This window comes from Rhizobium sp. UFLA01-1127 (genome assembly GCF_059803845.1).
The window spans coordinates 37,917-52,072 of sequence record NZ_JAUQTZ010000005.1 but is presented as its reverse complement, the minus strand read 5'-3'; the positions used below and the strand labels follow the sequence as shown (position 1 = coordinate 52,072).

Here is a 14,156-nt window from a genome sequence, read left to right as displayed (position 1 = left end):
AGAGATGTTTTGTCTCGCGGCCAGATGGGGGTGGAGGCAATCCTGTCTGACCATTTGTTCCGGACCGGAACTGCTGAGAAAAAGCAGCGATTAATATCTATCGGCGCAGGCAGCAGTCGAGCCGGGATGTCTCGATTGGTCGCCGTTTGTGGTTGCGGCCTAGCCAGACTGTCGCACCACAGTCACGGTCTCGCGCTAGCAAGAAGCACCCAAACTCGTTAGAGCGCCCCGCCATGACAACACCCGACAGCGACAAGAACTTTGATATCAGCCGCCGCAAGCTCCTTGCCGCCGCCGGCATCGGTACTGGTGTGCTGCTGACGGGCTCGTTTGCCAGCGCTGACGAGGATGCGCCAACAGCGGCTGCCACTGATTTGCCGGATCCGATCGTAACGCCGCCGGTCGCCGGGCTCCATCTCCAGTTTGGCGCCGATGCTTCTGCTGAAATGGTCGTATCCTGGCATACGTTGCAACCGGTGAAGCAGCCGCGCGTGCTTATCGGCCGCCCCGACGGCAAGCTCGAGCAGACGGTGGCCGCGGACGAAGCAAACTATGTCGACGCCAAGTCCAACCAAACCGTCTATGCATATCATGCCAAGGTAAGGGGGCTCGATGCGGACGCCTCCTATCTCTACGCGGCCCTCCATGATGGCGCCGAGCCGCAATTCGGCACGTTCCGAACGTCTCCGCGCGGGCGCCAGCCCCTGCGCTTCACCAGCTTCGGTGATCAAGGCACGCCCACCCTCGGCAAGGTCTTCGTTCCGCCGGCCGGCGTGAAGCTGAACGGCCCCACCTATATTAATGATAATCTCGGCTCGCCCGCCGCTGGCGATACCACGCTCGGCGTCGAGCGCCTGCGTCCGCTCTTTCATCTCTTCAACGGGGACCTATGCTACGCCAATCTCGCTCAGGACCGCGTGCGCACCTGGTGGGATTTTTGGAACAACAATACGCGCAGCGCCCGCAACCGCCCTTGGATGCCCTCCCCCGGCAATCACGAGAACGAGCTCGGAAACGGACCGATCGGCTACAAGGCCTACCAGACCTATTTCTCTCTGCCGACGGCCGACGGGCAGACCGATGTAACGCATGGTCTCTGGTACAGCTTCACGGCAGGTTCGGTGCGGGTGGTTGCGATCGCCAATGACGACGTTGTCTACCAGGATGGCGGCGATTCCTATGTGCGCGGCTATTCAGGCGGCGCCCAGAAGGCCTGGCTCGAGAAGGAGCTCGCCGCCGCCCGAGCCGACAAGGGGATTGATTGGCTGGTGGTATGCATGCATCAGGTCGCCATTTCCACAGCCGACAAGTTCAATGGAGCCGACCTTGGTATCCGCCAGGAATGGCTACCGCTGTTCGATAAGTATGACGTGGATCTGGTGGTTTGCGGACATGAGCACCATTACGAACGCTCCCATCCCATCCGGGGCCAGCAGAATAATGAAACGTTGACGCCGATCCCGGTTGGAACCGCAACCGACGTGATCGACACGACCAAGGGCACGGTGCATATGGTGATCGGCGGCGGCGGCACTTCGGTCCCGTCGAACGAACTTTTCTTCAACCCGCCCTGCTGCCGTGTCATCATGCGAGTCGGCGATCTCAATCCCGACACTCACAAGCGCCCACCGGTCTATGTCGTGGAAGAAGCGCCATGGTCGGCTGTGCGAAATGTCGCCCACGCCTATGGTTTTGCCGCTTTCGACCTAGACCCCGGCGCCCATCCGGGTGACTTCACGACGATCAAGGTGACATATTACGACGTGGTCGGCCCCGATGGTCAGATCGCACCGTTTGAAAGCTTCACTCTGCGGCGCCCACGGCGAGACTAAAGCGAGAGAAGAGGCAGGCGTCGACGGTAATATCGTCAGAAATCCCAGCGTTGATAGCGGATGGGCCGCATTGCCGCCGAGTCAATAGCTTGGTCAACATTGGAAATTTCGGCATCCCGACGAACTTCATTGAACCGAAGCGACTAGACAGCCTCTTGGTCCAAGCGGAAATGCTTTTGCGCCTTATGGGGCCAAAGTCCGGATAGACCGGGACTTTGGTCCATTTCAGGAGCAACGCTCATGACGTATTAACATCCGTGGCGTGGGATACAGCCTTGCCAATGAGTGTGTCCAAATCGGATGGGACGAAGACATGAAAATGATCGCAATCGCAGCGCTGGTGCTTGCAACGACGTTATCAGCGTCGCCGGCATTCTCCCAGGTTTACTTTGAGTACGGTGTTGGGCCTCGCTACGACTACGATAGGCCACCACCACGCTACTATCGCTACCCGCCAGGCTATGCATATGATGGCTACTATGACGGCCCGAGATATCGCTATGGCCGGCGGTGCTGGACGGAGAGGCGTTACGCGTACCGCCATCACCACAGGGTCGTGGTCCGCAGCACCGTCTGCGACTAGGCGTGTAAGGAATCAAACTTCTGAAATGGGCCTTGTCCGGCAAGGCCCCATTTTATCTAGGATTAGTCGGTAGTTTTGGCCTGAACGCTCGACAAACCTCCCCGTCAAGATATTCGCGAAGGCTTGCTATGAGCCGAATAGCGCCGCCTCGGACCCTGAGGCGGCACTATCTTGTCGGCGGTTTGCTACAGCTGCAGCATAGCTTTCGGTGCTGCAGCTTTCTCGTCGCCTTATCTACACCACGCCAACCGTTCAAGGCATCTGCGCCCCGGTTGCCGTCGTAAAAACGCGATAAAGCGATTGCGTCGCGGTTATGAACAGCTGGTTCCGCCGCGGTCCGCCGAAGGTAAGATTTGCGACCGTCTGCGGTATCTTGATTTTACCGATCAGGCTTCCGTCGGCTGCAAAACAATGGACGCCGTCGCCGGCGCTGGTCCAGATGTTGCCTTCGACATCGGCCCGGAAGCCGTCGGGGATACCGGTGTCGATGTTACAGAAGACCCGATCGTTTGCGAGCTTTTTGCCATTCACAACGTCAAAGATACGAATGTGCCGCGGGGCATTGACGTCGTGGCTTGCCGCCGAGTCCGCTACATAGAGCTTTGTCTCGTCGGGAGAAAAAGCCAGGCCATTCGGCTGGCGGAAATCGTCGACCACCACCTCCAGTGCTCCGGTTGACGGATCGAGCCGGTAGACGTTGCGGGTCGCCTGCTCGGGCTCCGCCTTGTAGCCCTCGTAGTTGGAGAGGATGCCGTAGGTCGGATCGGTGAACCAGATGGATCCATCCGAGCGGACGACCACGTCGTTCGGCGAGTTCAGCCGCTTGCCCTTGTAGCTGTCGGCAAGCACGGTGATCGAGCCGTCGATCTCGGTGCGCGTCACGCGGCGGCCGCCATGTTCGCAGGATATCAACCGCCCCTGACGATCCCGCGTGTTGCCATTGGCAAAATTCGACGGCGCACGGAAGATCGATACGCCGCCTCCCGGCACCCAGCGCAGCATGCGTTCGCTGGGAATGTCGCTCCAGATCAGGCATCCGGTATCTGCGAACCAGACAGGGCCTTCCGCCCAACGGCAGTCCGAATAAAGCTCGTCAAGCCCGGCACTTGGAACCACGAGGTTTCGGAAGCGAATGTCGTAGATTTCATAGAGGGACGATACATCATTTGGCATTGCTATTTCCTAAAACTGCTGAGGGAACAGTGTCAGCGCCCGCCGACAGGGCGGCCTCCTGCGACGAGAATGACGGCTATGATGATGAGGCCGGTGAGAACGAGCCTTGGACCTGCGCCGAAGCCATATGTGTTCAGCATGGAAACGACCAGGAACATGAAGAGGGAAGCCCCCCATATGCCCGGCACGTTTGAATCGCCACCGGCGACAGCCGTTCCGCCGATGATGACGACAGCTATCGACATCAGCAGATATTCGGTTCCCATGTTAAGGGCAGCGCCGCCGGAAAAGCTTGCCAGCAGATAGCCGCAGATCGACGAAAGAATGGCGCAGAGCACATAGGTCGCAAGCCGCGTTCCGTCGACGGGAATACCCGCCATGCGCGCCGCGAACATGCTCTGCCCGATTGCCGAGATCCATCTGCCGTAAATGCTTCGCTCGAGCAGGACCCAGGCAAGAACCGAGAGCAGGAGCGCAACGATCGCAACATTCGGGATGCCGAGGAAACCGGACGTGGCGAAATCGGCGAGCTGCTCCGGCGGCTTGATGCGCAGGCCGCGGTTGCTCCAGATTGCCGTCGACTGAATGATGAAACTCATCGAGAGCGTCGCGATGATCGGCGGGATGCGCAAGAGCTTGATCAGGGCATAATTGCCGATGCCTATGCCAAGGCCGATCAGGATCGACACCAGCAAACCGGGCACGATCATGCCGTCCTCGACATTCATCAGCTTCAGCGCCAAGGTGCCGGCAAGCGTCATGGTAGCCGGCACGGAAAGATCGATATTGCCTGGGCCAAGCGTGATGACGAACATCTGCCCGATGCCGACGATGACGGAGAAGGCTGCGAAGGTCAGCGCCGCCTGCGACAGGCCAAGGGAGCTTGCGCCACCGGTGAAAAGCACGGTGACAAGCCAGACGATAATGGTGGCGAAGAACGACCAGATCCAGGGCTTCCGGCCGAGCGCACGAAGAGCGATCATGATTGTTTTTCCCGCTTTTCGACACGGTTGAGCAGGAGCCGCAGGGCCAGCACGATGATCAGGATGGCGCCTTGCGCGCCGATCTGCCAGTCCGGCGAAATCCGCAGGAATGACAGGAAGGAGCCCGCCAGGGTCAGTGTCAAAGCACCGACGACAGCGCCGATCGGCGAGACTCGGCCACCGATGAATTCCCCGCCACCGAGGATGACGCCTGCGATCGACAACAGCGTGTAGCGCAGCGCGATATTCGCATCGGCCGACGTGGTAAGCCCGACCAGCGCAATGCCGGACAAGACCGCAAAGAGACCGGCAAGCCCATAGGCTGCTGCGCGCAGGGCGACGACGGACCAGCCGGCACGTTCAAGCGAACGCTGATTGCCGCCGACGCCGCGGATCAGCACGCCGAACGACGAACGCATGACGATCAGGTGGGAAATCAGCGCGATGACGACACTCGCAACAATCGCGATCGGGACGAGCGGCGGCTTGGACGTCATCAGCCAGCGAATCCAATCCGGTGCCGTGCCGCCCGGTGCCGGCAGTAGCAATACCGCGAACCCGCCCCAAACAAAGCTCATGCCCAGCGTAACGACGATCGATGGCAAGTCCCTGACGTAGATGATCACACCCATGACGGCGTAGACGGCAATCGCGGCGACAAGGATGACAATGCCCAAAAGCGGCGCCGACTGCAAATAAGTCGCGGCCACGCAGGCGGTGAAGCTGACGAAGGTTCCCATCGACAGATCGAGATCATTGACCGACATGATCATCATCTGGGCGATCGTCGCCAGCGCGATCGGCACTGCGAGATTGAAAAGCAGATTGAGGCCGACATAGCTCATGGCCCGCGGCTGAAGATAAAAGACCGCGACCAGCAGGACGGCAAGTGACAGCGCCGGGATGAGCAAACGCAAGGTGGAGGACGATGGACGGATCATGCGCCCTCCCCTTCAAAGGAAGCTGCCAGCACATTTTCCTCCGTAATATCTTCTCCAACCAGTTCCGCGACGATTGCGCCATCGCGAAAGACATAGGCGCGATCACATAGGCAAATCTCGTCCATTTCGGTGGAATACCAGATGAAGGTGCGCCCGGCGGAAGCCTCGTCATTTAAGATCCGATAGACTTCCTGCTTGGTGCCGATGTCGACGCCGCGCATGGGATCATCCATCAGAACGATCGGCGAGGTTGTCGCCAGCGCACGCGCGAACAGGACCTTTTGCTGATTGCCGCCCGACAGCGACAGGATGCCGTTTGCCATCGTCGGCGTGCGGATTTCGATCCGTCCCTTCCAGTCGGCTCCAAGACCTTCCTCACGCTGCCTGTTGACGAGAGACATCTTCGATAGATCGCCGAGCGATGCGATACTGAGGTTCTTCAGGATGCTCCACAGAGGGAAGGTTCCGTTCAGGCTACGATCGCCGGCGACGAAAGTGATATTGTTTTGCCTTCCCGGCAGCCAATTGCCCGACAATGACCGATGGAGATCGAGCAGCATTTCGGTCTGACCGTGGCCGGCAAGACCGGCAAGGCCAACGACCTCCCCCTTGCGGACTTCGAAGGCGAGACCTTTTCCGCCGCGCGAAGGCAGAGCAAGGATCGGAGCCGTTGCGGCACGCTCCTCATTGCGGCGCTTGCGGTCCTGCTCCTTGACGACGCTGCCCATTGCCTGGACAAGGCTGTTGACGCTGAAATCCTGAGCGGCGCGATCGGCGACGACACGGCCGTCCTTCATCACGAGAATGCGGCTGGCGGTCGACAGGATCTCGCCGAGAATATGCGAGATCAGCATCACAGCACCGCCGGCTTGGACGAAGCTACGCACATAGGCCATCAATTGCGCCGCAAGCCCAGCATCAAGCGAGGACGTCGGCTCATCCAGAATGACGAGTTTCGGCCTCTCGCTAACGGTGGAGAAAGTGATCGCGATCTCGACCATCTGCCGTTCGGCGATGGAAAGCTCGCCAACCGTGCGCATGACATCGATCCTGTGGCCGGCAAAAATCTCATCGAGCTTGGCGCGAACGATCTCTGCTGCCCGCCGGCGCCAGCTCCAGCCGGAAAGACCATGGTGAACGACCCGCATGTTCTCGACGACGGTCAGATTGGGCGCAAGCGAAAGCTCCTGGAAGACACAGCGAATGCCATGCGCACGCGCCGCATTGATTCCGTGCACCTTATCGCTGCCCTCATAGGCGACCGTTCCTTCGTGGGGGCTGAGACCGCCGTTGATGACATTGACGATCGTCGATTTGCCGGCGCCGTTGTGGCCGACAAGGCCGATGCATTCGCCGGCATGAATGGTGAGATCGGCACCATCGAGCGCCTTGACGGCGCCGAAATGCATCTTGACGCCTCTGGCCGAGACGACGGCCTGCCGCCCGGCATTTTCTTTCATCGCGCTATTGTCTTTGACTGCAATCATGGATCGTCCGGCCGGGCGTTGCGTCCGACCGGCGCCGCCTCGTTGGCAGCACCGGCCTTCATTTGCCTATCGATATCGACTACTTCGCCGCGGCGATCACCTTCTTCGTATCGTCCAGCGTGTATTCGACGTTGGCGACACCGCCCGCCTGTGTCGTGGCGAGGTTGGCTTCGAGGTTATCCTGATCGATGCGCAGGAACGGCACGACAAGATCCTTCTTCACCGGCTGACCGTCGAGAATCTGCTGAGCAACCCAGAAGGCGAGTGTCGAGACGCCGGGCGCGATCGAGACCGACATGGTCTGATAGCCGCTGGCATCCTTTTCCTTCTTCCACCAGGCAAGCTCATCCTGACGGTTGCCCATGACGATCGTCGGCATCGGACGCTTTGCTGCCGCGAATGCCTGGGCTGCGCCATAGCCGTCGCCGCCCTGGGTTACGACCGCCGCGATATCGGGAAGGCTCGGCAGGATGCCGGCGACGGCACGCTGAGCCACATCCTGTGCCCAGTCGCCATGGACGGAACCTACGATCTTGAACTGCGGATATTTGGCGGCGGCTTCGTGGATGCCGGCGGAAATCTCGTCGTCGACGGAAACGCCGGCAAGTCCGCGGATTTCAAGGACGTTGCCGCCCTTCGGCATCTTTTTGGCGAGATATTCGATCTGGCTGGCGCCCATGCCCTTGAAGTCGACGGCGATGCGCCAGGCGCAGGGTTCGGTGACGATACCGTCGAAGGAAACCACAACGATCTTGGCATCGCAGGCTTCCTTGATGGCGCCGTTGAGCGCGGTCGGGGATGCGGCGTCGATGACGATCGCATCATAGCCCTGCAGGATCATGTTCTGGATCTGGGCGGCCTGCTCGGTCGCCTGGTTCTCGGCTGTCGTAAACGGATCGGCGGCAGCAACGACACCGGTCTTGACCGCTTCGCCGGTGACCTTCTGCCAGCTGGTCAACATGGCCTGGCGCCAGGAATTGCCGGCATAGTTGTTCGACAATGCAATTTTCTTGGACGATGTATCGGCAAAAGCGGAACCCGGCACGGCGACGCAAGCGACGACGGCGGATGCCAGAAGCATCTTGGCAATATTCATATTTTCCTCCCAATGAGCCCGAGCTTCGACCGTCGGGCCAAGATCTTCGAACGGGCTCCTCGAACGATCGAAAATAATATTTGCACTGAAGGTTCCCCAGTCAGTAGAAACAGGATGTCGGAGATTGTTTCGCTTGTACAGGCGCTTAACATGCGGATCCCTGCGGGATCCCGCAGAAAAAATGCGCAAGTCCGCAAGACGGATCGCTTGGATCGGCGCTTAATGGCGTCGGGAATTCGCATGCCGTCATCGGCCGGAGGAGAAGAGGTCGATGCTTTGCCTGGGAGGGCGTGTTTTGCGCAATTTGGCGCCAGAATCGGTCTTCGACCATTACCTCAACATATCAAGGCTGCTTGCCGGACAACTCGACTTTCATTCCGTCATTCGGGCGGTGGCGGCGGAAATCAGTCACGTCATTCCGCATGATCATCTGGATGTATGCATCATGCTGGTGGACGAGCAATTCCACACAGCATACGAGAGCGGCATGGAAACGGATTGGGGCCGCCGTTTTCCGGCACCCGTCAGCAACAGCCCCATCCGCACGCTTTTATGGGGCGAGACCGATTATCTCTTAACCGATGATGCCTGGAGAGATCCGCAATTCCATTTCCAGGGCGCCTTCTCGCATCCGATCTTCCATCAGTCTCTGCATAGCCGCCTGCATGTGCCTCTGAAGGTGCAGGGCCACGTCATCGGCGCCCTCTCCTGCTCAAGCCACCGGACGGGCTTTTACACCATGCAGGATATCGAGAACGCGCGCGTGATTGCCGATCTCCTCGCACCGCACTTCTTTGCCATCCGCGCCGCCGACCAGGCCAAACGGTCGGCGATCGTGGAAGCCGAGGCCCGCGCCCGCGAAGAGGGTTTGCGGCTCGGCGCCCTGAAGCTGACCGAAGCTCTGGAAGCGGAACGTCAACGCATCGGCATGGACCTGCACGACCAGATTTTGGCCGATCTGACCCGCCTTGCCCGGCGGCTGGAGCGGCTTGCCCGACAGCCCGATGTCACCGGTGAAGCGCTCGAGCCAATGTTTCGCGGCCTGCAGCACAGCATGCACGATCTTCGTCAGATCATCGAGGAAGCCAAGCCCTCGGTCCTCCAATTGTTCGGCTTTGCGCAGGCGGTCGAGAACCATCTTGAACGGTCGATCCAGGAGAGCGGGGCCACGTTGATCTGGAAGCTGAAGGATGAGACAGGTGGCGCCATCGACTGCCTCGAACAGCCGGTATCGATTGCCCTGTTCCGCATCGCGCAGGAGGCGATCAACAACGCTATCCGCCACGCCCAAGCTGAGAGCGTCGAGGTTCATCTAAAAACGGCCGAAGGTGCGGTAACCATCGATGTGATGGATGACGGCGTCGGGCTTGGAAATGCCCGCAGATTGTCGGGCGGCGGCATCGAAAACATGAGGACCCGCGCGCGGCTGATCTCGGCGCGCTTCACGATCAAGCCGGCCGGCACATCCGGCGGAACATTGGTCAGCGTCAGCCTGCCCGCCAGGACACAATCGGCAGGAGGTGCGGCGGCATGAAGGTTCTGATCATCGAAGACGATCCGCTTCATCGCTCCTATTTGAATGAAGCGATCCGCGCCGCCCTTCCCGAATGCGACGGCGTGCTCGAAGCTGAAAACGGCAATGCCGGCGAACGGCTGGCGCGGGATTTGAAATCCGCCCACGTCGTCATGGACCTGCAGATGAGCCAGCGCAACGGCATCGAGGCTGCCCGGACGATATGGAAGGAGCGGCCCGAAACACGCATCCTCTTCTGGTCGAACTATTCGGATGAGGCCTATGTCCGCGGCGTCTCGCGTATCGTGCCGGTCGGCGCCGTCTACGGCTATGTTTTGAAATCGGCTTCCGACGACCGGCTGAAGCTGGCGCTGCGCAGCATCTTCATCGAAAGTCAGTGCGTGATCGACCGCGAAGTGCGCGGCATGCAGCAAAAAAGCCTGGGAAACGTCAACGGCTTCACCGAGGCCGAATATGAGATCCTGGTCGACATCGCGCTCGGATTGACCGACCGCGCCATTGCCCAGAGGCGCAATCTCTCGGTGCGCAGCGTTCAGAACCGATTGCAGCAGCTCTATGTGAAACTGGGCGTCCATCAGCCGCTCGGCAGCCAGGACGACGATGGCCGGTTCAATCTGAGAGCGCGTGCGGTTGCGGTGGCATTTCTCAGAAAGCTGCTCAATCACAACGCCCTGGAGCGAGCGGAGGCCGATCTTGCGGCATGGCTCGCTCGCCACCCGCACGATTGAAGGAGAGAACTTCGCGGCCAACGTCGATCGCCCTTGACGTCTTCCGCCGAAAAATTGTCTATTGCTAGCAATAGACACTAATTCAACCTGATGGAATTTCTCATGTCCGCCGTTTCGCCTGTTATCCTGCTCAACCCCATTGACGACGTCGCGGTCGCTCGTGCGATGATCCGTGCTGGCAGCCAGACAGGCATCGACGGCTTGATCGCTGCGGACCAAATTCCTCGCGGCCATAAGGTGGCCGTGCGCGATATCGAGGCCGGCCAGGAGATCCGCAAGTTCGGCCAGCCAATCGGCGTTGCGACGCGGTTCATTCCGGCAGGCGGCCATGTCCATCTGCAGAATCTCGCAGTGATCGAATCCGACCATCCCTATCAGTTCAGCGTCGATATCGAAGAAACGGGCATGTTGCCGCAAGAGAACTGCCGGACCTTCATGGGCTTCGACCGCGGAGCTGGCGGCGTCGGCACGCGCAACTTCATCGGCATCATCACCACGGTCAACTGCTCGGCGACGGTCTCGAAATATATCGCCGAACACTTCAACCGCACCGGCGGCCTTGAAGGTTATGACAATGTCGATGGCGTCGTGGCGCTGACCCATGGCGGCGGCTGCGCCATCAACACGCAGTCGGAGGGCTACCGCTATCTGGCCCGTACCCTCCAGGGCTACGCACGCCATCCGAATTTCGGCGGCATCCTGATGATCGGCCTTGGCTGCGAAACCAATCAGATCGCACCCATTCTGGAGCATTACAAGCTGGAGGAAGGAAACCGGCTGCGCACCATGACGATCCAGGATCTTGGCGGCACCCGCAAGACGATCGCCGCCGCATCCGAAATGATCCGTGACATGCTGCCGGAGGTCAATTCCGCCAAGCGCGCGGTTCAGCCGGTCTCTGGGATCAAGCTTGCGCTGGAATGCGGCGGCTCCGACGGCTATTCGGGTATTTCGGCCAACCCGGCGCTCGGCTATGCCTCCGATCTTCTCGTGCGCAATGGCGGCACGTCGGTCCTGGCGGAAACTCCGGAGATCTATGGTGCGGAGCACCTGTTGACACGCCGCGCGGTCACGCCGGCGGTTGCCGAAAAGCTGCTATCGAGGATCGACTGGTGGCGCGATTATACCCGCCGCAACGGCGCCGAACTCAACAACAACCCGTCCTATGGCAACAAACTCGGCGGATTGACGACGATCCTTGAGAAGTCGCTGGGCGCAGTCGCCAAGGGCGGCTCCATGCCGCTCAAAGCTGTCTATGAATATTCGGAGATCGTCGACGAACCCGGTTTCGTCTTCATGGATACCCCCGGTTACGATCCCGTTGCCGTCACGGGCCAGGTCGCCGGCGGTTGCAACGTGATCTGCTTCACGACGGGCAGAGGCTCCGTCTCCGGCTTCAAGCCCGCTCCTTGCGTCAAGATCGCCACCAACACCGAGATGTACAATCATATGCGCGAGGATATGGACATCAATTGCGGCGATATCGTCAGCGGCGACGACACGATTGAGGCGGCGGGCGAGCGGATTTTCGAAGAGATCATCGCGGTTGCCTCCGGCAAGAAGACGCTGAGCGAGACCTTCGACTACGGCGACAACGAATTCGTTCCCTGGCAGGTCGGCGCCATCACCTGATAGCCCAAGCATCAGATGATGAAGGCGTATTCGTCCGGCTGGTATTGCTCACGGATATAGGCCGCGCGGGCCTGCACATTGGGTTGTGAATTGCGGATATGGTCTCGCATGGCTTTCCGCAGCCCCTCCTCGTCCCGTTTCTGCACCATCTTGAAGACAGTGATATGTTCGGCAAGGAAAGGCTCGTGGTCCGGCATCTTTACGCGGCTACCGACGACGTGCTTGCTGAGCGTCAGGATGCAATGGGTCCGCTTCAGGATACTCAGGAACTCCTTGTTCGGGCAGGCCTGAAGGCTGCGCAGATGGAGATCGAGCTCCAACTCGTACATGGTCGATGCGGAAATCTCGGGATAATCCGTAAGCGCTCGCGACAGCCGTGAGAGCATCGCGTCAACATGCTCTTCTGAAAGTCCGCCCAAGGCACTTGCGAGCGCCACCGGCTCGATCTGTTCGCGCACCTCGTAGAGGTCTCGAATGCGCCCACTGTCGAGCGGTACGATCGACCAGCGAAAATTGTCGTCCTTCTCGGTGATGCCGAGCGTCTCGAGCCTTAACAGCACATCGCGCGCCACGGCGCGTCCGACGCCGAAATGTCGTGCCAGCTCATTTTCGTTGATACGATAGCGGCCGAAGAAAGAGCGGTGGACGACGATGCGCTCGACATCCTCGTAAAGCGCCTGCCAGGCGAATATTGGCCTGTCGCCATTTTCATCGAACAATTTACCGAGATAATCGGCGAGCTTTACCCGCCTCGGCACCGTTCCCGGTGCGCCGATGATGAAGCCTCGACCTTCGAAGCGAACGATCAGGCCGTCATCAAACAACATCTGCAACGCCTGGCGAACCGGCGCCCGGCTGGTGCCGATCAGATCGACAAGGGCAGCCTCAGTCAGGACCGCACCCTCAGGCACCACTCCAGCGAGGATCTTGGTCTTCAATCGCCCATGGAGCTGCTCATAGAGACTGGTCTTGCGCGGGCCGCCGCTCTCCGGATGTGATTGGTTCATTTCGCTTCCCGCTTCATCAAGCAGGGCGGTATGTTCACTGTCCACGTCGCCATGTCGAATTCAAAACCTTCTCACCTTTCAGTGCCGACTTTCCGGTTCGGATGCAAGTTCAATGACATTTCGTCGACCTTGATCGATAGGCACGCATCGGATTGTTTTAATTTAAGGTCAGATGTAATCCCGGACGTTGCGGCCGGCTGCTCCCTGCGGAGCCTTCGGCAATTGGGCAGATTGAGGGAGCGCGACACTCCAACTTTACAGAGACTTCAATGCTCGCGCTTGGCGCCACGCCGAAGACGACCTTGACAGCTGCAATTCATTTTCACCCTTGTTCGGCGAGCGGATTGAGCTGCTGCTCAATTTCTCGCACTTCGTTTTTGAGAAGGGCGACAAGTTCCGGAATTCGCTCGGCTGTCAATCGCGGGCTGGTGAGATTGATGGCGATCGATGCAATTGCGTCGCGGCCGGACGGCAAGATCGGCACGGCAATAGACGAAATTCCAGCTACGAGCTCTCCATCATCGATCGCATATCCGTGCCGGCGAATGTTTTCGAGCGCATCTTTGATTTTACGCGACGTGAGCGCGCCGAATTTCTTGTAGAGCATCGCGTTCGTATCGAGAATGACATCGGCCTCGGCCGGTGGGAGAAAGGCAAGGATCGCCTGGCTTGCCGGCCCTATGCCCATCGGAATCTGCCCGCCAATATGGCCAGTCAGGCTGTCAATCACATATGTGCCCTGCTGGCGATCGACACAGACTATATTGAAGCCGGCACGAGCCATCAAAAAAACCGAGTCGCTTGTTGCTGCGGCAAGTCTCAACAATGCCGGGCGAGCGAGTTGACGAAGTCCGGTTCCGTCCGCGGCGGCGGCTCCCATTGCGAATAGCGCAAGTCCCAGCCGGTAGCGCTTGGTTTCCCGCTCGCGATCGACAAGCCCGTGGCGCTCAAGGGCGGTAACGATGCGATGGACGGTTGGCTGTTTCAGGCCAATCACCTCGCCAATGGTTGCCATTGATGCACCGCTCTGACCGGCATCGCCAAGGAACTTCAAAATCGTAACCGCTCTGTCAAGCAGTTGTGTTCCTGTCGCCGCAATCTCGTCTTTCGCCATCCGTTGCCCTCAAACTTAGCGTCAGAGGGATTCCTGATACATCTGG

Annotated in this window: 11 protein-coding genes; 4 read left to right on the top strand and 7 right to left on the bottom strand. The window is 59.5% G+C overall.

The features are described 5' to 3' along the window. Positions 1-233 precede the first annotated feature (233 nt). Positions 234-1,832, top strand: coding sequence for a purple acid phosphatase family protein (locus Q4Q11_RS02380; RefSeq protein WP_498568475.1), 1,599 nt, complete (start codon positions 234-236; stop codon positions 1,830-1,832). 835 nt (positions 1,833-2,667) lie between these two features. On the opposite strand, the gene Q4Q11_RS02375 is transcribed toward Q4Q11_RS02380, so the two are convergent. From Q4Q11_RS02375 to Q4Q11_RS02355, 5 genes are all read right to left on the bottom strand, one after another. Then, the gene (locus Q4Q11_RS02375; RefSeq protein WP_498568474.1) at positions 2,668-3,588 is read right to left on the bottom strand and encodes an SMP-30/gluconolactonase/LRE family protein; all 921 of its coding nucleotides are present in this window, start codon (positions 3,586-3,588) and stop codon (positions 2,668-2,670) included. Positions 3,589-3,620: 32 nt separating this feature from the next. Further along, on the bottom strand, positions 3,621-4,571 hold the full coding sequence (locus Q4Q11_RS02370) for an ABC transporter permease (RefSeq protein ID WP_112511871.1): 951 nt from the start codon (positions 4,569-4,571) through the stop codon (positions 3,621-3,623). Then, a complete protein-coding gene (locus tag Q4Q11_RS02365) occupies positions 4,568-5,512 on the bottom strand; it encodes an ABC transporter permease (protein WP_498568473.1) in 945 nt (314 codons plus the stop codon). Before Q4Q11_RS02365 ends, Q4Q11_RS02370 begins: the two co-directional genes overlap by 4 nt. Next, on the bottom strand, positions 5,509-6,972 hold the full coding sequence (locus Q4Q11_RS02360) for a sugar ABC transporter ATP-binding protein (protein ID WP_498568501.1): 1,464 nt from the start codon (positions 6,970-6,972) through the stop codon (positions 5,509-5,511). The genes Q4Q11_RS02365 and Q4Q11_RS02360 overlap by 4 nt, the downstream gene beginning before the upstream one ends. A gap of 106 nt (positions 6,973-7,078) precedes the next feature. Next, positions 7,079-8,095: an ABC transporter substrate-binding protein gene (locus tag Q4Q11_RS02355; RefSeq protein ID WP_498568472.1), complete on the bottom strand. Its 1,017-nt coding sequence runs from the start codon at positions 8,093-8,095 to the stop codon at positions 7,079-7,081. A gap of 295 nt (positions 8,096-8,390) precedes the next feature. On the opposite strand from Q4Q11_RS02355, the gene Q4Q11_RS02350 reads away from it, so the two are divergent. The 3 genes from Q4Q11_RS02350 (at position 8,391) to Q4Q11_RS02340 (ending at position 11,989) form a co-directional block, all read left to right on the top strand. Then, positions 8,391-9,629, top strand: coding sequence for a GAF domain-containing sensor histidine kinase (locus Q4Q11_RS02350; RefSeq protein WP_498568500.1), 1,239 nt, complete (start codon positions 8,391-8,393; stop codon positions 9,627-9,629). After that, complete coding sequence (locus Q4Q11_RS02345; protein ID WP_112511863.1) at positions 9,626-10,357, top strand: response regulator transcription factor; 732 nt, start codon at positions 9,626-9,628, stop codon at positions 10,355-10,357. The genes Q4Q11_RS02350 and Q4Q11_RS02345 overlap by 4 nt, the downstream gene beginning before the upstream one ends. 102 nt (positions 10,358-10,459) lie before the next feature. After that, positions 10,460-11,989, top strand: coding sequence for a UxaA family hydrolase (locus tag Q4Q11_RS02340; RefSeq protein WP_498568471.1), 1,530 nt, complete (start codon positions 10,460-10,462; stop codon positions 11,987-11,989). An 11-nt stretch (positions 11,990-12,000) separates the two neighbouring features. On the opposite strand, the gene Q4Q11_RS02335 is transcribed toward Q4Q11_RS02340, so the two are convergent. Both Q4Q11_RS02335 and Q4Q11_RS02330 read right to left on the bottom strand, forming a co-directional pair. Then, positions 12,001-12,996, bottom strand: a complete 996-nt coding sequence (locus tag Q4Q11_RS02335) for a GntR family transcriptional regulator (protein WP_498568470.1) — start codon at positions 12,994-12,996, stop codon at positions 12,001-12,003. 322 nt (positions 12,997-13,318) lie between these two features. Beyond that, complete coding sequence (locus tag Q4Q11_RS02330) at positions 13,319-14,110, bottom strand: IclR family transcriptional regulator (RefSeq protein WP_113215856.1); 792 nt, start codon at positions 14,108-14,110, stop codon at positions 13,319-13,321. Between the last annotated feature and the right edge of the window lie 46 nt (positions 14,111-14,156).